This is a genomic window from Nonlabens sp. Asnod2-A12 (assembly GCF_045063745.1).
GTDB classification, from domain to species: Bacteria; Bacteroidota; Bacteroidia; order Flavobacteriales; family Flavobacteriaceae; genus Nonlabens; species Nonlabens xylanidelens.
Genome location: NZ_JBEFOB010000003.1, coordinates 2,239,168 through 2,260,015 on the forward strand (window position 1 = coordinate 2,239,168; position 20,848 = coordinate 2,260,015).

Annotated in this window: 16 protein-coding genes; 6 read left to right on the top strand and 10 right to left on the bottom strand. The window is 35.5% G+C overall.

Features of this window, described 5'->3' with window-relative positions:
* Positions 1-17: 17 nt before the first annotated feature.
* The 6 genes from ACJJVJ_RS10250 to ACJJVJ_RS10275 all read right to left on the bottom strand — a co-directional run bounded on the left by ACJJVJ_RS10250 (position 18) and on the right by ACJJVJ_RS10275 (position 6,285).
* Positions 18-491: a DUF6428 family protein gene (locus ACJJVJ_RS10250; protein ID WP_104514200.1), complete on the bottom strand. Its 474-nt coding sequence runs from the start codon at positions 489-491 to the stop codon at positions 18-20.
* 52 nt (positions 492-543) lie between these two features.
* Positions 544-876, bottom strand: coding sequence for an ArsR/SmtB family transcription factor (locus ACJJVJ_RS10255; RefSeq protein ID WP_405370126.1), 333 nt, complete (start codon positions 874-876; stop codon positions 544-546).
* Positions 877-934: 58 nt separating this feature from the next.
* Positions 935-2,023, bottom strand: a complete 1,089-nt coding sequence (locus ACJJVJ_RS10260; protein ID WP_405370127.1) for an OmpA family protein — start codon at positions 2,021-2,023, stop codon at positions 935-937.
* The gene (locus tag ACJJVJ_RS10265) at positions 2,023-3,666 is read right to left on the bottom strand and encodes a S41 family peptidase (RefSeq protein WP_405370128.1); all 1,644 of its coding nucleotides are present in this window, start codon (positions 3,664-3,666) and stop codon (positions 2,023-2,025) included. Before ACJJVJ_RS10265 ends, ACJJVJ_RS10260 begins: the two co-directional genes overlap by 1 nt.
* A gap of 216 nt (positions 3,667-3,882) precedes the next feature.
* Positions 3,883-4,254: a ribonuclease P protein component gene (gene rnpA / locus ACJJVJ_RS10270; RefSeq protein ID WP_405370129.1), complete on the bottom strand. Its 372-nt coding sequence runs from the start codon at positions 4,252-4,254 to the stop codon at positions 3,883-3,885.
* Positions 4,255-4,422: 168 nt separating this feature from the next.
* The gene (locus ACJJVJ_RS10275) at positions 4,423-6,285 is read right to left on the bottom strand and encodes a M1 family aminopeptidase (RefSeq protein ID WP_405370130.1); all 1,863 of its coding nucleotides are present in this window, start codon (positions 6,283-6,285) and stop codon (positions 4,423-4,425) included.
* Between the two features lie 277 nt (positions 6,286-6,562).
* Here ACJJVJ_RS10275 and ACJJVJ_RS10280 point away from each other — a divergent pair, with 277 nt between their 5' ends.
* From ACJJVJ_RS10280 to ACJJVJ_RS10300, 5 genes are all read left to right on the top strand, one after another.
* Complete coding sequence (locus ACJJVJ_RS10280; RefSeq protein ID WP_405370131.1) at positions 6,563-8,707, top strand: TonB-dependent receptor; 2,145 nt, start codon at positions 6,563-6,565, stop codon at positions 8,705-8,707.
* A gap of 208 nt (positions 8,708-8,915) precedes the next feature.
* On the top strand, positions 8,916-9,530 hold the full coding sequence (locus tag ACJJVJ_RS10285) for a hypothetical protein (protein WP_104514193.1): 615 nt from the start codon (positions 8,916-8,918) through the stop codon (positions 9,528-9,530).
* 382 nt (positions 9,531-9,912) lie between these two features.
* On the top strand, positions 9,913-15,438 hold the full coding sequence (locus ACJJVJ_RS10290; protein ID WP_405370132.1) for an alpha-2-macroglobulin family protein: 5,526 nt from the start codon (positions 9,913-9,915) through the stop codon (positions 15,436-15,438).
* Between the two features lie 262 nt (positions 15,439-15,700).
* A complete protein-coding gene (locus ACJJVJ_RS10295) occupies positions 15,701-16,087 on the top strand; it encodes a hypothetical protein (protein ID WP_405370133.1) in 387 nt (128 codons plus the stop codon).
* 17 nt (positions 16,088-16,104) lie between these two features.
* Positions 16,105-16,407: an antibiotic biosynthesis monooxygenase family protein gene (locus tag ACJJVJ_RS10300; RefSeq protein WP_405370134.1), complete on the top strand. Its 303-nt coding sequence runs from the start codon at positions 16,105-16,107 to the stop codon at positions 16,405-16,407.
* A gap of 270 nt (positions 16,408-16,677) precedes the next feature.
* Here the strand turns inward: ACJJVJ_RS10300 and ACJJVJ_RS10305 are convergent, their stop codons facing one another.
* Genes ACJJVJ_RS10305 through ACJJVJ_RS10315 form a run of 3 tightly spaced genes read right to left on the bottom strand, consistent with a single transcriptional unit; the run spans position 16,678 to position 19,260 of the window.
* A complete protein-coding gene (locus ACJJVJ_RS10305) occupies positions 16,678-17,709 on the bottom strand; it encodes a glycosyltransferase family 9 protein (RefSeq protein WP_405370135.1) in 1,032 nt (343 codons plus the stop codon).
* Between the two features lie 3 nt (positions 17,710-17,712).
* Positions 17,713-18,321 carry a DUF4254 domain-containing protein gene (locus ACJJVJ_RS10310; protein WP_405370136.1) on the bottom strand — a complete coding sequence of 203 codons (609 nt, stop codon included), beginning with the start codon at positions 18,319-18,321 and terminating at the stop codon, positions 17,713-17,715.
* Between the two features lie 42 nt (positions 18,322-18,363).
* Complete coding sequence (locus ACJJVJ_RS10315; RefSeq protein WP_405370137.1) at positions 18,364-19,260, bottom strand: hypothetical protein; 897 nt, start codon at positions 19,258-19,260, stop codon at positions 18,364-18,366.
* Positions 19,261-19,306: 46 nt separating this feature from the next.
* On the opposite strand from ACJJVJ_RS10315, the gene ACJJVJ_RS10320 reads away from it, so the two are divergent.
* Positions 19,307-19,528 carry a DUF6341 family protein gene (locus tag ACJJVJ_RS10320; RefSeq protein ID WP_104514717.1) on the top strand — a complete coding sequence of 74 codons (222 nt, stop codon included), beginning with the start codon at positions 19,307-19,309 and terminating at the stop codon, positions 19,526-19,528.
* 11 nt (positions 19,529-19,539) lie between these two features.
* On the opposite strand, the gene purD is transcribed toward ACJJVJ_RS10320, so the two are convergent.
* Positions 19,540-20,808, bottom strand: a complete 1,269-nt coding sequence (gene purD / locus ACJJVJ_RS10325; RefSeq protein WP_405370138.1) for a phosphoribosylamine--glycine ligase — start codon at positions 20,806-20,808, stop codon at positions 19,540-19,542.
* Positions 20,809-20,848 lie beyond the last annotated feature (40 nt).

The window sequence follows — 20,848 nt, forward strand, 5'->3', positions numbered from 1 at the left end:
GACTATTTTTTATGAATTTAGCAACATCCAGAGCCAGGTGCGCAAGAATTTTGAGCGTCTGTCTGTACATCTATTAGTTTTAATTTTGGTTTTTCTTGTGGTATACCGCAGGCGTCTTTTGCAAGGCAGTCAGTTAGTTTATTAGTTAGTAAAAATGATGTACCATTAAAATCTATACCATATTTACCTATGGTACCAGCCTGGTACTCTACCTCTATTTCTGCATCTGGTAACCCCAGTTTGTTTTGAGAAAGCTCGATAATAGAAACTAGTTTTTCTGGGTGAAGTCTGTGGTCATAATCATTTGCTTCCCATAACTGAAAGTTAATTACAGTTTCTAATCGCTCTGTACCACCGCAGTCTATAAAATGCTTAATTACTTTACCTACCTCTGTCACATGAAAATGTGATGGAACTAGGCTACCATCTGGTAGTTGAAAACTAATAGTTTCTTGGGCTGCGAGTACTGTTTTAAATTCTGATATTTTCATGTTTTTAATTTTTATCTATTGTAATATTACGATTAATAATAGTAAATTTTTTTTAGCAACAACTATCTATAGATTTAGTATCTAAATCTAGAATAGTAGAAAGCATATTTTTCATTAATAACCAGTTATCGTGATGGATACAATAACATACACTCGTACCATCTACATTACCTTTTATTAAACCTACTGTTTTTAATTCTTTTAAATGTTGTGATATTGTGGGTTGTGCAAGACCTATTTCATTTACTATATCACCACACACACAAGAATCTATAGAGAATAGATATTCTAAAATAGCTATTCTAGCAGGGTGCGCAAGAGCTTTGGCCATGCGCGCCACTTGATTTTGATGCTCGGTAAATTTTTCGGTTTTAGTAACTCCCATAATATTAATCGTAAAATTACGATATAAAAACTAATTAGATATAATTTATATTAAAAATTTACTGTTCGTCTATCTTAGTTATATATAATTCTACCCTACGGTCTAACTTATCGATACCGCCCAATGGCTTAGTACGACCGAATCCCTTGTACTTCATTCTATCATAAGAGACACCACTTTTCTTAAGAATAAAAAAGATAGCCTTTGCTCTATCATGAGATAGATTAGACTTTTTTGTGTCTCGATTATAGGCATCTTTATATACAGGGTTGATACAACATACATGACCGTGTATTTCAAAATGTATGTCTTTACGTGCAACAAGAATTTCTGCAACACGATCTAGAAGCGGTTGTGATTCTTCTAGGACAGTAGATCTACCTTTGTAAAATAAGATGTTTTCTAACCTAATAACTTGACCTTTTTTAAGGTTTTTACTTAGTAGGGATTTAAAAGGTTCTTGTGTATTATCCACCGGCGGATCTAGATTTGTAGGTATATCTAGATACTCATCATCTATACTTTCTGTAGGTTCTACCGGTGCAGTTTCTTTTACTTTTTCTTGAGGTGTTGTTTTAGAATTCTTTGATACAGGAATGGCAACGGTGCTTTTTTCATCTTTTAAGACAGCCTTTACCACTTTCTTTTCATAGGTCTTTATCTCTACTGCCTCACTAGTAGTAAGATCACTTTTATTTAATTTCTTTATTTCTAGGCGTTGTGTTATACTTTCTTTAAGCGAGAATATAATATCTACCCTGCGGTTTTGAGCACGCTCATCTTCTATGGATAACTCTTCAGAGCCTTCTTCTAGAGCTACCTCTCCACGACCTTCTATGGTTTTAGAAATATGTTCTATAGTAATAGAATGTTCTTGTAACCATTTAGAAACGGTCTCTACACGTCTATTAGATAAATCTAGGTTATATTCATAAGAACCACGATCGTCGCAATAACCTAATATTTTTACATCTAGGAGCGGTTTATATAACAGGTCATCAAAGAAGGAATTGAGTTGTTTTCCTTCGGTAAATGGAAACTGATCTTTATCTAGATCAAAGTATACAGAATGTGTTTCTGTAAGTTGGGCTGTACTTACTAGGGCAAGGAATAAAAAAAATGGAGTTACTAGTTTTCTAAAATTCATTATTTGAGTATGCGATTGTATTTTCCCTCATCATTAAGGACTTCTATGGCTGCTCTTATTTCTGGATTGTATTTGATCTGGTAATTGTAAAGGCCTTCTTTATAAAAGTATCTCTTCACAATCTCGTCGGTAAGTAGACTTTTAATTTCGGCTTTTTTATCTACTACTTCTTTCTTTTTTGCTGTCTTGATGTTTTCTAGCATGATCTCATAAGAGTTCTTAATATCATCATCTAGTTCTTCATTTGCTGCTGTTTGGTACGCTTTCGCGAAAGCGGACTCTGTAACCGTCTCAAATTCAAAACCACGTTTTTCTATCCATGTTACAAACTCTTGAAAATCTGCATCTGTGAACTGAATCTCGTCCATAGAATTAAATTGATGCTTATAATAATACTCTGTAGCATAATCAAATATGGAATTTTCTTTAAGAAGTGCTGTTGTAATAGGTGAATACACTGCAGACTCTATATTAATGTCTGGTTCTACACCACCACCATCATAAACTGTACGGCCGCTGTTTACGGTCTTAAAGGCTTTATAATCTTCTTTTTTAGTTCGTACAGCATCTCCATTTTCATCACGATTCCAGTAGTCTAGTGCCTGTATGCAACGACCACTAGGTGTGTAATATCTAGAAATGGTAATCTTAACCTGTGTACCATAAGAAAGTGGTTTAGGACGTTGTACAAGTCCTTTACCAAAACTTCTTGCACCTATTATCACACCACGATCATAATCTTGTATACTACCACTTACTATCTCACTAGCACTGGCACTACGACCGTTAATAAGTACGGCCACTTTCATACCTTCAAATTCTTCACTGCGCTTAGTAAGATATGTTCTATTGTATTTAGAAACAACAGATTGTGTGCTGGTGATTAGTTTCCCTTTAGGAATAAAAAGATTAGAAACATTTACTGCCTCACTTAATAAACCACCTGGATTACCTCTTAAATCAAGAATAACTTTAGTAGCACCTTTTTCTTTTAATTCTTTTATAGCAGCCTTAGTCTCTCTAGATGCTTTTTCATTAAACTTAGATAAGACCACATAGCCTATCTCTGGTGTTGCCATTTCATAAAACGGTACGGCATTTACCTCTACACCTTCTCTTTTAAGTGTTGTAGTTTTATTTTTTCCCTGGCGTGTGTAGGTAATACTAAGCTCTGTCCCGGCAGATCCTTTTAACAAATCACCAGCGTTTTCTTTATAATCCTTAATCTTTACACCATCTATTTCTATGATGTCATCACCTGCTTTAAGTCCAGCTTTATCTGCTGGATAGTCTTTCCAAGGCTCAATGATGGTAATTTTATCTTCTTTAGTACGCACGTTTGCACCTATACCGGTGTAAGAACCACGGCGGTTTATTTTTGATTTTTCTACCTCTTGCTCTGTCCAGTAAACGGTATATGGGTCTAGTCCTTCTAGCATTCCTTCTATGGCATTATCCATAAGGTCTGCTGGGTTTGTGTCATCCACATAGTTCATATTGAGTTGTTTATACATTTCTGTAAAAATCTCAATCTGCTTTGCGATTTCAAAAAAATCGTTTTGAAAACTGGCTGTAGTAAATAATAATCCAGCTGCAGCGATAGGTAGCAGGATCTGTCTTTTTATATTAATCTTTTGACTCATCTTCTTTATTTGTGGCTCAAGTAAGGTGCATTAAATATAGGATAAATAGTAAGAAACACCATAATAGTTACTAACGACACTTATTTTAAACAATTGTACGCAAGGTTAGTGCCAGTTTTAAGGGATGAGGTTTTGGGTAAAAGGTATTGGGAATAGTTATCGTTTAAGCTCTTAACAATTTTATTATTAGTGTTCTATTTTTTACTTTCTATAATCTTACTCAGCAATTTTCTTGCTTAACTCCTTCAACAGCTTTTTAGTAAGCTGCTCGACATATTCATAATCAGGCATTTTACCAGATTGAAATATAAACATAGCCTTTAAATGGACACCATTTGTTACAGGTAATAACTCTTGATGCAGTCTATAAGATTCACGCATTAATCGTTTTACACGATTACGGTCTACGGCACTTTTAAAGAAACGTTTTCCTACGCTCACTCCTACTTGATGTTGTGTTGCAGTGGTAGGCTCTATGAAATAAACGACACGCAAAGGCCCTTTTCTCAATGATTTTCCATCACTGAAAATTAAGTCTGTAGCCTTTTTGCTTTTTAATTTTTTATTTCTGCCTAGGGTTAATTTCATAGCGCTGCAAATATAGTCTTTGAGTTTGTTAATGGGTGAATGGATAAGATGGTTTACCTACTCTAGCCATAAAAGATGCGCATACCGCGAGTGTTTAGAATAATAGAAAACAAAATAGGCAGCCTTTAAAAAGACTGCCTATTGAAAACTGCGACTGTTAACTGAAATCTATTCTTCTAATTGCCAAGTATTATTTTCTTTATTCACATCGGCCATCATTCCTTTTGGGTCTATGGTGACACTTCTTATGTTTTTCATATCAACACCGTCTAATTCTAGATCATAGGTTGGGTATGCCCAAGCCCAGTCTGCAACAGTAGTTACATTTCTAGCTACTTTCTTCTCACCACGCATCTCAGATAATGGTATGTAATACATTTTTGTACTACCGTCATTCATAGTTACCTCTACATCTAGTGGCATAGGCATTAATCCATTTCTTTTAAAAGTAATGACATCTACACCATCTAGTGTACTCATGTTTTCTACAGAGTAATCGATAGTATTTGTAGTCATAGTCCAGTCTCTTAAGTACCATTCTAGGTCAAAACCACTTACACGCTCTGCAACTCTTTTAAAGTCATTAGGATCTGGATGCTTAAATTTCCATGTATTGTAATATTCTTTGATAATATCATCACGTACTTCATCACCTACTACATAACCTAATTGAGCCATAAAAACAGCACCTTTAGAATAAGCTGTTGTACCGTATGCTGCGTTATATTCATAACGATCTGCATGAGTAGTTTGTGGTTGCTCTTTACCAGAATTTGCAAGACCTATATAACCTCTATAAGAACCAGAGTTAGGATTTTCTTTACCTTCATTAAAAACAGCATTCATAGCATAGTTAGAAATGTAAGTAGTAAAACCTTCGTCCATCCACTCGTCTTTAGACTCGTTAGTTGCAAGAATATGGTTGAACCATGAGTGTGCAAATTCATGAGCTGTAACACCAGCAAGACTACCAAAACTGCGCTCTCCTGTAATTAAAGTACACATAGCATACTCCATACCACCGTCACCACCTTGTATAACAGAATATTGCTTGTAAGGATAATCACCTACATGCTCATTAAAATACTTTAAGAACTCGTTAGTCTTAGGTTGTAATTTTTTCCAATTCTCTTTGATCGCTTCATTATCCTTGTAGAAAAAATGAAGATCTACTCCATTTGCTCCTTTATAGATATCGTGTATAAAATCTTTATCTGCTCCCCATGCAAAGTCATGTACTTGTGGTGCTTTAAAGTGCCATTTTAATTTTCCATCTTTACTTTTTGCAGGACCAGAATTTGCTTTGTCATAACCATGACCTATTTCTTTAGGATTTTGTAAGTAACCTGTTCCACCTACGGTATAATCTTTATCGATAGTAAGTTCTACATCAAAATCTCCCCAAACACCGTGAAATTCACGACCTATATAAGGACTGGTATTCCAACCGTATTTATCAAATTCGGCCATTTTAGGATACCACTGTGTCATAGAAAGCGCAACACCTTCTTTATTATTACGTCCACTTCTTCTTACTTGTACAGGAACCTGACCGTTAAAATCTAATTCTAGTGTAGTAGACTCACCTGGAGCAAGAGACTTTGCTAGTTTTACAACCAGTACAGTTCCTTCTTCGTCTGCAAGTACAGCCTGACCATCTTGTGTCATGTTGCTTACATGTAAATAACCTATTTCATTAGGTTCTAATGCCGCAATGCGAGAACCTACTCTTCTATCAGGGTCTGCAATGGTGCGAGAACGTACATCCATCTCACTACCTGGCTGGAAAGCATTAAAAAATAAATGATAATACACACGATCTAGTGTCTCTGGAGAATTGTTAGTATAAATCAGTTTTTGCTTACCAGTATATTGATAACGGTCCACATCCATATTTACATCCATGTCATAATTAACATGTTGCTGCCAGTACGTACCAGAACTAGCGTCCTGACTAGAGACTACATTTTTAGAAGAACTACAACCTGCTAGTGCAATAGCAGCTGTAAGAATCAAAGCTATTTTTTTCATGAGATAATTTTAATGTTGCTAAGATAAGGATAACGTAACTGAACTCGAATTGGAAGTTTAAAAATGATTAACGACAGCATATTTTTGATTTGATTGCTCTGTTGTAAAATATATAGTTTCATTTTCATGATAGATTGAAGCAGTGCTGCTATCTAGAACAATGACCTGTTACTTCAACTTCCTTTTTACAACCCATTCTCAAAATTCTACAATTCAGTCATCCTTAATTTTAAAAAGCCTTGATCGGTCGCAAGTTTGTTTTATCAAACCACAAGATATGAAAACGCTTTTCTCGATTATTTGTCTATTAATTGCCTCTTTTACTTTTGCGCAAACCACTGTTTCAGGTATTGTACTAGATGAAGAAAAACAGCCTGTTATGGGTGTAAATGTTTACCTAGAAGGAACTTATGACGGTACTACTACAGACATCGAAGGAAAATTCTCATTTTCTACAGAAGAAACTTCAACAGGAATATTAATTGCCAGCTATATAGGTTATGAAGATTATAGATTAGAAGCTCTTATAGTAGATATGGTGGGTTTAAAATTACGCTTTCGCGAAAGCTTAAACGCATTAAACACCGTAGTCCTAAGCGCAGGAAGTTTCAGTGCAGGAGATAGTTCTAAGGCCAGTGTTTTAAAACCGTTAGATATAGTTACTACGGCTGGTGCGGTGGGCGATTTTGTAGGTGCGTTACAGACCCTACCAGGAACATCTAATAATGCAGACGACGGCCGCCTTTTTGTACGTGGTGGTAGTGCAGAAGAAACCCAAATTTTTATCGATGGTGCTCGTGTTTTCAGACCCTTTACACCTACTACTGGTAACATTCCTACACGTGGTCGTTTCTCACCGTTCTTATTTGACGGTATTTCATTTTCTACCGGTGGTTATAGCGCAGAGTATGGGGACGCGCTTTCTAGTGTATTACTCTTAAATACAAACGATGTGCCCAAAGAAGAAAAAACCGAAATAGGAATCATGAGCTTAGGAGCTAATTTGGGCAACACAAAAATTTGGGGTAAAAACAGCATTAGTTTAAATGCGCAATACATTAACCTAGCTCCGTATAATGAGTTGGTTCCCCAGAATAATCAATTTGAAAAACCCTATCAGTCTCTAAATGCCGAAGCTGTTTTTAGACATCAATTTGATAAAGGACTTTTTAAAGCATACAGTGCATATTCCTATAGTGATCTAGCATTGATTCAAGAAGATGTAGATGTAGAAGAAGGCTTCTATTTTGGATTAAGAAATAGAAATTATTATGGTAATTTAAATTATAACGGTTATTTATCAGACAGTTGGAATATAGAAACTAGTTTAAGTCTAGCACATGATAATAATGACATGACCATAGAAACCACAAAAATAGATGCAGTAGAAAATGCACTGCATGCAAAATTTAAACTACAAAAACGTTACAACAATTACTTTAAAATCAACATGGGTGTAGAACAGTTTCTTATTAATTATAAGGAAGATGTGTTAATGGAAAACGACACTTTTGAAACCGGTATTAATCATGGAATAACCGGTGCTTTTACAGAGGCTGAGGTTTTTGTTTCTAAAGATCTCGCCTTTAAAGCAGGTTTACGTGGCGACTATTATGGAGCCAGTGATCAATTTAAAGTGTCACCAAGATTAAGCGCTGCGGTAAGTATCAATCCATCTTCACAATTCTCTCTAGCTTATGGTAATTTTTATCAATCTGCTCAAAATAATGTGCAGCAGTATGACAAAGAACTCCAGCCAGAAAATGCCCAACATTACATCGCAAACTTCCTTTATAAAAAGAACGATCGCATGTTTAGAGCAGAGGCTTATTATAAAAAATACGATCAGTTATTAACATACAACACGACTCGTGTACAATTTGATAGCGATTTAAGTAACGATGGTGACGGTTATGCCGCTGGATTAGATCTATTCTGGAGAGATGAGAAATCTATTAAAAATCTAGATTATTGGGTAAGTTACTCTTATTTAGATACGCAACGACAGTTCCGTAATTATCCTGTAGAGGCGACACCTAGTTTTGCTACAGACCATAACTTCAGCCTGGTGACTAAATACTGGATAGAAGACCTACAATCTCAAATAGGAGCCACCTTTAATTATTCCAGCGGCCGTCCATTTACTAATGCAAATAAGACAGGTTTCTTAAACGATAAAACCAGCTCGTTCCAAAGCCTTAATTTTAATTGGGCCTACCTTATTGATCAACAAAAGATTTTATACTTCTCAGTTTCAAATGTGTTGGGTAGAGATAACGTTTTTGGTTATCAATACAGCGACACACCAGATGTTCAAGGACAGTTTAACCGTCGTACGATAGGCCAGGCAGCAGACCGTTTCTTCTTTGTAGGTTTCTTTTGGACCATAGGCGGCAGCGATAATCAGTTGGATAATCTGTAAGAATTAACGAAATCAGTATTTACAAATCACAAACACCCAATTCTTATTTTCCCTCGAGGGAAATGCCGATAGGTAAAGGGTGTTTGCAGTGGAATAAAAATGTCAAAACAACAATTCAGATACTAGTTTTTACAGTTGGGTTTGTTCCGCTTTCGCGAAAGCGAGATCACCATTATCATTGTATCTTAAATCAAGTAAATTATTTATTATGAGAACTATAGCTACTACTTTAATTTTATTTTTCACATTAACTCTTACCGCACAATCTGGATATGAAAAAGCCATGAAAAAAGGACTGGAATTAATGCAAACAGATTTACAGGCAGCATCCCAACAATTTGAACGTGTCGCAAAAGCCGAAAAAGAAAACTGGTTGCCATCATACTATGCAGCGCTATGTAATATCAACGGATCTTGGGGTAATAATCCTAAAGAACAAACTTTATTAACCATGAACAAGGCACAAGAATTTATAGATAATGCAGAATTGCTCTCTGAAAACAACCCAGAAATAATGGTCTTACAAGGTATGTTAAACACCTGTTGGATTCAATACGACAGCCGTGTTTATGGTATGAAACTGTCTGGTGAGACTAATGCGATTTATGAAAAAGCGATTCAAATAGCTCCAGAAAACCCAAGAGTAATAAGTAATAGAGCGCGATGGTTAATGGGTAGTGCAAAATTCTTCGGTAAAGATATTACTCCTTATTGCGGTGAGATTGATAAAGCCATCACATTATTTGAAAATGAAAAGCCAACTGGTTTTAACCCTAGCTGGGGTAAAAGCGGTGCACTAGATGCAAAAAAGGAATGTGAGTAAGCATTCAAACTTTATTATGTCTATTTAAAAAATGCCAAGTGTTCCTCTTGGCATTTTTCTTTTGAAATAATTTTTAGAGGCAGTGTTAGTCTCAGCGATATTCAGAGACGGTACTTTTTGATCTTATCGCCTTAGCTCTATATTCAGGCTTTCCCTCGAGGGAAATGTCCGCAGGACAAAGGGTGTTTGCGGTTGAGTAAAAAAATCAAAAATCAGATATTGCTAATCAATTTCCGCTTTCGCGAAAGCGAATCTCTACTAAATCAATTTATTAGTTAGAAAACAAAATATTTTAAAATTACTGTGCGTTATCTAGTTGCACCTCAATTAGTTTCTATAATTTTATAGAAATTCTCAACTAACCACTAATTACCAACCTATTTTGATCAAAAAAGCACTTCTATTCCTGTTTTCGTTGCTTATTCTAGCTTCTTGTAACACAAAAACTGACGAAGAAAAACTCCAAGAACAACAAAATGAATTGTTCAAATTTAGGGAATACGTCAGTCAGGTTTCTGATCATGTAATTTCTACTAGAGAACCTATCGTTATCAAATTAACCGAACCTGTAGAAGGGTGGACTGTAGGCAAAGAATTAGATGCTAGTTGGGTGAAATTAAATCCTAGTGCTTCTGGTAAATTGACAGTTCTAGATGCACAAACGGTATCTTTTTTACCAGAAAAACCTTTAAAAGAAGATACGGAATATGAGGTGAAGTTTAAGCTGGATAAAGTAAGAGAGGTAAGTGACGATTTAAAAGAGTTTACTTTTAATTTTAAAACCATTGCTCAAGACTTTATTGTAGGTACAGATCCTGTAGGAAGTTATCAAAGCGATTATCAATATATCAATGGGACCATACGCTCTAGTGATATCATGGATTTAGAAAATGCAAAGAAGTTAGTTACTGCAACATTAAATGGTAAAAATCTAGCGGTAAAATTTCCTAACTCAACGGCACTCGGTAAATATTTTGAATTTAAAATAGATAGTATACAACGACCTGTAGAAGATGGTGAAGTAGAAATTTCATGGAATGGAAATAGTATAGGCGTCGCCGATAAAGGTAATAACACGATTACACTACCTGGTAAAAACAGTTTTTCTGTAACCGATATTGAACTGGTTAATGGAGATGTACAGTACATTTTAATCAACTTTTCTGATCCTATAAAAAAGGAACAAAATCTAGATGGAATGATCCAGATAGAAGGTGTTGATAAAATGAAATTTGAAAGTAGCGGTAATGAATTGAAGGTATATCCATCAAAAACGGTTACTGGTTCTAAAAAAGTGGAGGTTTTTACAGGTATTTCTAGCGTGGCTGGTTATAAACTTAAAAACGGCTTTTCTAGCTTCATTGCTTTTGAACAAGTAAATCCAGAAGTAAAACTAGTGAGATCGGGAACAATTTTACCGTCTTCTCAAAATTCAAAGATTAATTTTAAGGCGGTTAATCTTAATGCAGTAGACGTTTGGGTTTATAAAGTGTTTAATAATAACGTACTTCAGTTTTTACAGAACAATAATATAGGTTCTACAGGTAATCTACGTAATGTAGGTAGACCAGTTGCTCGCAAAGTAATAGATATTAAAGCAACAGGTAACGATGTAAATAAATGGAATACATATTCTGTAGATCTTAGTGAGGTGATCGCTCCAGATCCTGGAGCTATTTATAGAGTAGAGTTTAAATATAAGCTAGCATACAGTGCTTATAAATGTGAATACACGGCAGAGAATCAGCCAAAAGTAGAAGAAATAGATTACGACGATTCCTTTGAGGCTAGCAGTTGGGATAGTGCACAAAACTATTATTATGATGACGAGTACGGTTATTATGATTATAACTGGAGAGATCGTGAAGATCCATGCTCTCATTCTTTCTATAGAAATAAATCAGTTAGTACAAATGTCCTAGCAAGTGATTTAGGTATAACCGTTAAAAAAGGAGATGATAACAGTTATTTAATAGCAGTAAATGATATTATTACTACCAGACCTTTAGGTGGTGCACAGGTAAAATTATATAACTTTCAACAACAAGAGATAGCTAGTGCACGCACAGATAATCAAGGATTATTAGACATAAGACTAGATAAACCAGCATACTTTGCACAGGTTACTTATAACAATCAATATGGGTATGTAAAACTGGATGACGGTCATGCACTGTCGGTAAGTAAATTTGATACTTCTGGTAAAAAATTAAGTAAAGGAATTAAAGGTTACATCTATGGAGAAAGAGGCGTGTGGCGCCCTGGTGATAATATTTACCTAACCTTTATGCTTAATGATGCCGATAATAAATTACCTAAAGGTCATCCTATTAAATTAGAATTAAGAGATCCTAATGGTAAAATCACGCATAGTGATGTGCAAAAAAATGGATTAAATAACTTCTACCAGTTTGACTTAAAAACAGATGATAATGCGCCGACAGGAAACTGGAATGCAAAAGTTGAGGTAGGTGGTGTTACTTTTAATAAAACACTTAAAATAGAAACCATTAAACCCAACCGTTTAAAGGTGAAACTATTTTTTGATCAAGAAATAATTAAGTCCGGAGATAATGTATACGGTTCTTTAAATGGTATGTGGTTGCACGGCGCAATTGCCAAAGGTCTTAAAGCAAATATTACGGCAAAGTATTATGCAACTACTACAAGTTTTAAAAAGTATGAGAGCTATGTTTTTGATGATCCATCAAGATATTTTGATCTTCAAGAATCAGAGATTTTTGATGGTAAGTTAGATCAAAGTGGAAACGCTAGTTTTGATTTTGAACCTAACATGGATTCTCAAGCTCCAGGAATGTTAAAAGCGAGTTTCCTTACTAAGGTGTATGAAAACGGTGGAGACTTCAGTACAAATGTGACAACTAAAACCTATTCTCCTTATGATACTTATGTAGGTATCGACGTACCACCAGGAGACAAGCAAAGAGGAATGCTACTTACAGATACAGATCATAAATTTGATGTAGTAACTGTAGATCAAAGCGGTAACCCTAAGGCGACTCAAAATCTTGAGGTAAAAGTTTATAAAGTAAACTGGCGCTGGTGGTGGCAATCTCAGTCAGGTAGTCTTTCTAGATATGAAGCTCAGGAATACCGAGAAGAAGTGTATAACAACACGATCAATACCAACTCTAGCGGTGAAGGAACCTTTAAATTCTCACTTAAATATCCAGAATGGGGAAGATATTTAGTGCGCGTTTATGATCCAGAATCAGGACATTCTACCGGTAAAATTATTTATGTAGACTGGCCAGGATGGGCAGGAAAAAGCCGTAAAGTAGATCCAGAAATGGCATCTATGTTAATATTTAATGCAGATAAGAAAACCTATAAAGTAGGAGAGAACGCAAAAATCACATTCCCGTCTACCGCAGGTGGTCGTGCATTAATCACCGTAGAGAATGGAACCGAAGTTCTAGACGCACAATGGGCAGAAACTAAAGACAAACAAACAGAGGTAAGCATACCGCTCAATAATCTTTATGTGCCTAATGTGTATGTGCATATCACTTATTTGCAACCTCATGCACAAACTGCAAACGATCTTCCATTGAGAATGTATGGTGTCATACCATTATTAGTAGAAAATGCGGCAACGCATCTAGAACCACAAATTAAGATGCCTAAAGAACTAGCGCCTAAAACTAGTGCTAAAATTACTGTAAGTGAGAAAAATAACAAAGCCATGACCTATACACTGGCTGTTGTAGATGAAGGATTACTAGATCTAACTAATTTTAAAACACCTAACGCATGGGACACATTCTTTGCACGTGAGGCGCTAGGAGTAAAGACTTGGGACATCTTTGACGATGTTATCGGTGCTTATGGTGGTCGTATAGATGCGGCATTTGCCATAGGTGGTGATGGTAGCGCAGCAGCTTCTAAGGCTAAGAAAGCAAATAGATTTAAACCTATGGTCATTCACTTAGGACCATTTACACTTCAACCAGGCGAGAAAAAAACGCACACTATTAACATACCTCAATATGTAGGTTCTGTGCGCACGATGGTAGTAGCTGGTAATGACCGCAGTGAAGCCTACGGTAGTGCCCAGGTTGCGACTCCAGTAAAGAAACCATTAATGATGCTGGCATCGCTTCCGCGAAAGCTGTCACCTGGAGAAACAGTAAAATTACCGGTTACCATTTTTGCAATGGATGATAAGGTAAAAGACGTAAAAGTGACCTTAGAAAACTCACCATATTTGGAGTTATTAAATGGAAATACACAGCAATTAAAATTTACAGAAACTGGTGATCAAATCGCTTATTTTGATGTAAAAGTGAAGAATGCATCTGGAATAGCTAAATTAAAACTCTCTGCTAGAGGTAATGGAGAAACCGCTGCTTATGAGACAGAAATAGATGTGGTCAACCCAAATCCGTACAGTACGATTTCAGAGAAAGCAATCCTTAAGGTAGGAGAAACAGCTACTATTGCAGTAAAACCTTTTGGAACTAAAGGAAGCAACGCTTCTACTATCTCGTTCTCTAGTTTACCAGCTATGAACATAGGTAAACGATTAAATTACTTAATACGTTATCCACATGGTTGTGTAGAGCAAACCACTAGTGCAGCATTTCCACAACTGCACCTTGCCAGCGTGATTGATTTAAATAGCAATCAGCAAAAAGAAATCAGTTCTAATATAAAGGCAGCGATAAATAAATTAGGTTACTACCAAAAAGCAAACGGTGGTTTCTCTTACTGGCCAGGTAGTGGTAGTGTAAATGACTGGGGTACTACCTATGCAGGACACTTTATTATCGAGGCCGAAAAAGCTGGTTATACAGTTCCTATTTCGTTCAAATCTAACTGGATTTCTTATCAAAAACGAGTAGCAAAACAATGGCGTTATAATAATCACAATGACTTGTACCAAGCCTATAGATTATACACACTAGCAGTAGCAGGAGCACCAGATTTATCTTCTATGAACCGCTTACGCGAAAACGCAAACCTTTCTAACGATAGTAAGTTGAGACTAGCTGCAGCATATGCATTAGTAGGTCAGAACAAGGCTGCAGAGGAACTTCTATCAAAGAGTAACATAGATTTCCAGCCTAAGAAATACGATTATAGAACCTATGGATCTCCACAACGTAATCGTGCAATGGCGTTAGAAACCTACACGATCATGAAAAAGGATGAGCGTGCTAGAAAGCTTATGGAAGAAATGGCTAGAAACTTAGATTCTGACCGTTATTATAACACGCAAGCACTAGCTTATAGTTTTATTGCTATCAGTAAATATGCAAACCACATAGGTGGTAAAGGCGTTAACGTAGAATATACTTTTAAGGGAAAAACCAATTCAGTTTCTAGTATAAAAAGCATTGCAAATCGTAATCTAGATATAGACGAAAATCAAACAACCATTACAGTAAAAAACACCGGTAGTAACACGATTTTTATCACCAATGCTATGACAGGTAAATTACCAGTTGGGACTGAAAAAACAGCACAAAGTAATTTAAAAGCTACCATTACCTATACCGATAAAGATGGAAATACGGTAGATGTAAGTAAGGTGACTCAAGGAACAGAAATTACTGCAGTAACTACTATTACTAACACCACCGGTTCTAGAATAGAAGATGTAGCACTTACTCAGATTTTACCATCTGGTTGGGAAATTGTAAATACTCGATTTACCGATTATGGAGCACAAGAAACTAACAGCAGTATAGATTACACAGACATAAGAGATGATCGTGTCAATTATTACTTTGATTTAAAAGGTAAAGAAACTCTCACTTTTAAAACCACTATCAATGCAAGTTACTTAGGTAAATATTATTTACCAGGCTTGCAATGTGAAGCGATGTATGATGTAGATTATATCGTGAGAAATAAAGGACAATGGATTGAGGTGGTGAGATAGATATTTTCAATTACGATTTTTAAGCTTTCCCCTTTTTTAAAAGGGGAAAATTTAATTCGTGTACGAATTAAATAAGGGGTTTTGCGGTGTTAGAATATTTGGAGAGCTTTCATTCTTAAAGAGGTAGAGAGTTTAAAATATATCGCGTCAAACCCTTTTCGTTTATCGCTGTCGCTTCTAAATCTTTTTCCCTTCATCTGAAGGGAAATGCTTTTTATTCGTGGGAGTAATTAAATTTATAAATTTTTATAAAAGATATAAGATGCATTTATCAGGGCATAATATTCAATTAAAAAATCCAAGTTGGAATTTTATTCAAGCTGCAATAAAAAGTATTGTTACGCATCTCATTTTGACTAATAAAAATGGGGATTATGTTCAATGTATTAGAAATGCACAAGAGCTAATTATTGAATATCGAGTTAATTCGAATTCAAAATTTAAACACTTTGTAATAGGAAGAGGTGAAAATAAAAGTCCATTAAAAGTAACTTGGATTGTCATACAAACAACATCAGGAGAAATAATGGTACAACAAGAGGAAATTCTCAAGTTTAGTGATGCCGAATTGATATTTAAGGAATTTTATAATAATAATTCAATTTCAGGAAATTTCAATAAACGAAATGTCACTAAATTACATCTTTAAGATTGATTTACTAAAAAATGACTCCATACTACGCCGTAATCTTTACTTCCACAAAAAAGAACAACGATCCAGCCTATAATCAAATGGCAGAACTTATGGAATCACTTGCTATACAACAAGATGGTTACATGCATCATGATGCGGCAAGAAATGAGATAGGAATTACGGTTTCTTATTGGAAATCTCTTGAATCGATTTCTAAATGGAAATCACAAATAGATCATCAAACAGCTCAAAAACTAGGTAGAGATAACTGGTACGAGTGGTATAATGTGAGAATTTGTAAAGTGGAACGTGAGTATGAGTTTGGGAAGAAATAATTCTTCTCGACCATATTAAAAACTCCTCGCCTTAGAAAAGGCGAGGACAGATTAGCTAGCTTTGCTAGCAATCAGGAGTGGTTGAAAAGTATTTTTTTGATTTTATAAAGCTATTTAGTTAAAACCAGCATTTTTCAACCTTTCCGACCAAAGCTCGTTTCACTCAATTTGCCCACCTTTCCTTTTCTAAGGAAAGGAGTTTTTAAATTATTGTAGGTAATTCCGCTTCATAGTAGAATCGCTTGGAAAATTTTCGGTGATTGTTGAATATTAAGACTCTAATACTGCCTTCAACCGTTCCACGATAGTTTTTACTTTTATAGAACTAGTGGCTTTCTTGTAACCTTTCACCACTTTATTCCCAAAAATAGAAGTAGGTACTAGAGGGAATTTATCTCTATTTGCGGTTAATTGATTTTCTTCTGGTTGTGCATAAGGTGCAAAACCTGCATAAGGATGTGTGTTACCCCATAAAGTAATAACAGGAACGCCATATAAAGCCGCTAGATGGCCGTTACCACTATCCATAGCAATCATAGCATCTAATTGAGACATAACACTTAATTCGTTTTCAAATGAAGTAATGCCTGCCATATTAATGACATTTGAGGTGGTGCCTGCTATAATTTGCAGTTGTTCTTGTTCTTTCTTCCCACCACCGAATAGAAGTATCGTTATCTGATCATCTTGAGAGATAGCCTTTACGAGTTTTTTAGCCTTTTTTATAGTTACCGCTTTGGTTTCATGGGCAGCAAATGGTGCAAAACCTACCCATTTTGATGTTTTTCTACCTATTTGATCATGAATTTGAGGTAAAACGGCTTCTTTGGGTAAAAATTCATTTCCTTTTAATTCGACTTTAAAACCTAACTCACGCAGGACGTTTGCATAGCGCTCTGTACTGTGTGTTAAGGATTTAAAAAAGGTAGGATCGTTGATCAATTTCTTTTTTTCAGAGCGTCCTTTATCAATTTTAGATTTAGGAATACCTCTTAAAAAAGTACGTAATATTTTACTGCGCAGCACATTATGAAAATCTGCTACGGCATCTATTTTAAGAGCCTTAATTTCTTTAGAAAGTCGGTAGAGTCCAGATACACCTTTGTGTCTATTATCTACATCGGCTTCTATAAACGTGATGTCTGGAATATGCTCTAGGATGGAACGGAATCGCTTTCGCGAAAGCGCAACTATCTCAACACTAGGATAATCTCTTTTTAAGGCTAATAAAACAGGAACGCACATGGCAATATCGCCCATAGCGCTTAGTCTAATGACGAGTATGCGTTGAGGTAGCGGCATGATTTATTTTAGAGCTCTGAGGACTGGATTAAGTTCGTCATCATTATACATTTTCATCTGTTTGTAGACTTTCATGTATTTATTACCTGTAGAAATATCTTCTAACAGTTGATCCAGCGCTGTAGATAAATCTACACGTTGTTCTAGAAGAATGTCTAGTTTTTTACTACAAGCATCTAGGTGATCTTGAGAAGCATCGGTACGAGTAGCTTCTTCATTCATGTGGTATATTTTTAATGCAAGAATAGACATACGGTCTACAGCCCATGCTGGACTCTCTGTATTGATAGTCGCATTATCCTTAACCGTTACATCGCTATAAAGGTCTAAAAAATAACCATCTACATACTCTACCATGTCGGTACGATCTTGATTACTAGCATCTATCTTACGTTTGAGAGTAAGTGCAGCAACTGGATCTATTTGTGGATCTCTGATAATGTCTTCATAATGCCATTGTACAGTATCTATCCAGCACTTGCGATATAATAAATGCTCTATAAGGTTAGAATTACGGTCGTATGGGTTTTCAAAATCTTGATCTACCGTATTCACTACGTGATAGGTATCGATAACAGTTTGAAAAATTTTATTGGCTTTATCTGAAAACATATTCATTTTTTAAAAGTGCAAATATAAAGATTTAAGAACGCTCTAGAATCTAAGAATAAATAGAACTACCATAGTTATAAATGGAATCCATAATAGACTTTCTTTAACGATCTTATTTTCGGTTTCTTGTACCATTCTTGCGATAAATATAGACAGTAATGGTATTAATAGTAGGGCGCTACCGTTCATTACAAAAAATAAAAAGCCGCAAATACCAGAAAATCCTAGTACAGAAAATCGAGATCTAGCACTTATGGATATTTTAGGAAACCCAAATAAAAGCGCGATAGACATGATGAGACCTAGACTACTTACTATAGAAGAAACAGCAAATAATACATCTATCTCAAAGTTTATGTAGTAAAAACTTAGATCAAATTTATTAAATATTCTAAGGAAGAAATTTGTGCCTATATATTGATCTAGAGTAAATGTAAGTATAGATACACAAGCAATTGCGATAAAAGGTAGGGTCCAATAATTAATATTTTTAAAAGCATAAATGACGATACTTAAAAATATAACGATAAAGAATAATGCACTCCAAGAGTGAAATACGGTAGCTAGAGAAACCCATAAGGAAGCATCAAATATTTTTCTAACCAGCCCTCTTCTAGTACGCATACTAAGCAATCTCCTTAATGCGAGTAAGATACAGTTGTATGCTATAAATATTTGCATATCAGAGAAGTACACTAATCCTATGACGAGTAAACAGCTGTAAATCCATAAGGAAAATGAGTTGTTATGAGTAAGCTCATTTTTTAGTGTTATAAACTGAAAAATAGCTATGGATGCCATGGCTAGAACAGAAATCCAAATGTATTTCCAACCTAGAAAAGGATGGTCTATTACAAAATAACCCACCATAATTGCCACCATCAAAAATGTGATGATGTAATGAATGGGTTTACTAGTTTTAAAAAAACTGGAAAGCATAGAGATTTTTAACTATTTTTGCAGTCGTAACAAGCAATTTACAGCAATGGAAACTTTATTAGACGCAATAGTAAGCTTATTTGAACTTATTTTAATTCCTTTTGATGCCTTGAGAGAGCTAGAAAACTCTAGTTGGTTTCTTGCAAACACTGTATCATGGATCGCAATAGCTATCCTAGTGGTTGCTTTTGTTTACTGGATGAAGCAACTTAAAGAGTACGATAAGGATGAGGATAAAACTCAAACTGGCCACTCTTTCTTAGGATAAGAAATCACTTTTTATAGGTCAAAACCTATATCAGTTCTATAATACATCTTATCAAAACTTAGTTTATCTAGGTTTTGGTAAGATTTTTTTAGTGCCTGTTTGAAATCAGGTCCAAAACTAGTTACCGCCATAACGCGACCACCATTAGTCACTATTTTTCCATCTTTAAGAGCAGTACCGGCATGAAAGACTATGCTGTCTTCTACATTTTCTAGTCCAGATATTACCATTCCCTTTTCATAGGCTTCTGGATATCCACCTGCCACACACATGACTGTTGTCGCACTTCTAGAATCTAGGATTAGGTTTTCTTTGTGTAGTTCCGCTTTCGCGAAAGCGTGTAAATGAGCCAATAAATCGCTAGAAATACGAGGTAAGACTACTTCTGTCTCTGGGTCTCCCATTCTCACATTGTACTCAATTACTTCTGGTTCTCCATCTACAATCATTAAACCTATGAATACAAATCCTTTATAAACGATGTTCTCTTTTACAAAACCGTTAATAGTAGGTTTTATAACGCGTTCTTCTATTTTTTGCATCAACACATCGTCTGCAAATGGAACTGGAGATACAGCGCCCATTCCACCAGTATTAAGACCAGTGTCGCCTTCTCCTATACGTTTATAATCCTTTGCAGTAGGCATTACTTTATAAGAAGTACCGTCTGTCATTACAAAAACACTCATCTCGATACCATCGAGAAATTCTTCTATCACGACTTTATTAGATGCCGCACCAAATTTGCTACCTACGAGCATTTCTTCTAGAGATTCTTTTGCCTCGTCTGCATGCTCGATAATAAGAACACCTTTACCGCCAGCAAGACCATCTGCTTTAAGAACATATGGAGGTTTAAGACTGTCTATAAAAGACATTCCTTCTTTAAGATTATCCTTAATAAAACTTTTATAAGCTGCTGTAGGCACGTTGTTACGTTCCATGAATTCTTTGGCAAATTCTTTAGAACCTTCTAGAACTGCACCTTGTTTAGAAGGTCCTATAACGTTTACATGTTTCAACTCTTCTGTCTGGAAATAGTCATAAACACCTTCTACTAGTGGTGCTTCTGGACCTACTATTACCATAGTAACATCGTTATCAAGGACAAATTTCTTTATTGCAGGAAAATCTGTGATGCCCAGGTCTACATTAGTTGCTATTTCATGAGTACCTGCATTTCCTGGTGCTACGTATAGCTTGTTAAGAAGTGAACTTTTAATAATCGATTGTGCAAAAGCGTGCTCGCGGCCACCGCTTCCTAAAATGAGAACATTCATGAGTTGTGTTTATGGAATGCAAAAATAAGTTTTACCTTGC

Excerpts from the sequence above, each read along its gene's own strand:
- ACJJVJ_RS10305 (WP_405370135.1), bottom strand. The coding sequence starts at position 17,709 with ATGCCGCTACCTCAACGCATACTCGTCATTAGACTAAGCGCTATGGGC.
- ACJJVJ_RS10280 (WP_405370131.1), top strand. The coding sequence starts at position 6,563 with ATGAAAACGCTTTTCTCGATTATTTGTCTATTAATTGCCTCTTTTACT.
- ACJJVJ_RS10320 (WP_104514717.1), top strand. The coding sequence starts at position 19,307 with ATGGAAACTTTATTAGACGCAATAGTAAGCTTATTTGAACTTATTTTA.
- ACJJVJ_RS10310 (WP_405370136.1), bottom strand. The coding sequence starts at position 18,321 with ATGTTTTCAGATAAAGCCAATAAAATTTTTCAAACTGTTATCGATACC.
- ACJJVJ_RS10295 (WP_405370133.1), top strand. The coding sequence starts at position 15,701 with ATGCATTTATCAGGGCATAATATTCAATTAAAAAATCCAAGTTGGAAT.
- ACJJVJ_RS10285 (WP_104514193.1), top strand. The coding sequence starts at position 8,916 with ATGAGAACTATAGCTACTACTTTAATTTTATTTTTCACATTAACTCTT.
- purD (WP_405370138.1), bottom strand. The coding sequence starts at position 20,808 with ATGAATGTTCTCATTTTAGGAAGCGGTGGCCGCGAGCACGCTTTTGCA.
- ACJJVJ_RS10300 (WP_405370134.1), top strand. The coding sequence starts at position 16,105 with ATGACTCCATACTACGCCGTAATCTTTACTTCCACAAAAAAGAACAAC.
- ACJJVJ_RS10260 (WP_405370127.1), bottom strand. The coding sequence starts at position 2,023 with ATGAATTTTAGAAAACTAGTAACTCCATTTTTTTTATTCCTTGCCCTA.
- ACJJVJ_RS10275 (WP_405370130.1), bottom strand. The coding sequence starts at position 6,285 with ATGAAAAAAATAGCTTTGATTCTTACAGCTGCTATTGCACTAGCAGGT.
- ACJJVJ_RS10250 (WP_104514200.1), bottom strand. The coding sequence starts at position 491 with ATGAAAATATCAGAATTTAAAACAGTACTCGCAGCCCAAGAAACTATT.
- rnpA (WP_405370129.1), bottom strand. The coding sequence starts at position 4,254 with ATGAAATTAACCCTAGGCAGAAATAAAAAATTAAAAAGCAAAAAGGCT.
- ACJJVJ_RS10255 (WP_405370126.1), bottom strand. The coding sequence starts at position 876 with ATGGGAGTTACTAAAACCGAAAAATTTACCGAGCATCAAAATCAAGTG.
- ACJJVJ_RS10265 (WP_405370128.1), bottom strand. The coding sequence starts at position 3,666 with ATGAGTCAAAAGATTAATATAAAAAGACAGATCCTGCTACCTATCGCT.
- ACJJVJ_RS10315 (WP_405370137.1), bottom strand. The coding sequence starts at position 19,260 with ATGCTTTCCAGTTTTTTTAAAACTAGTAAACCCATTCATTACATCATC.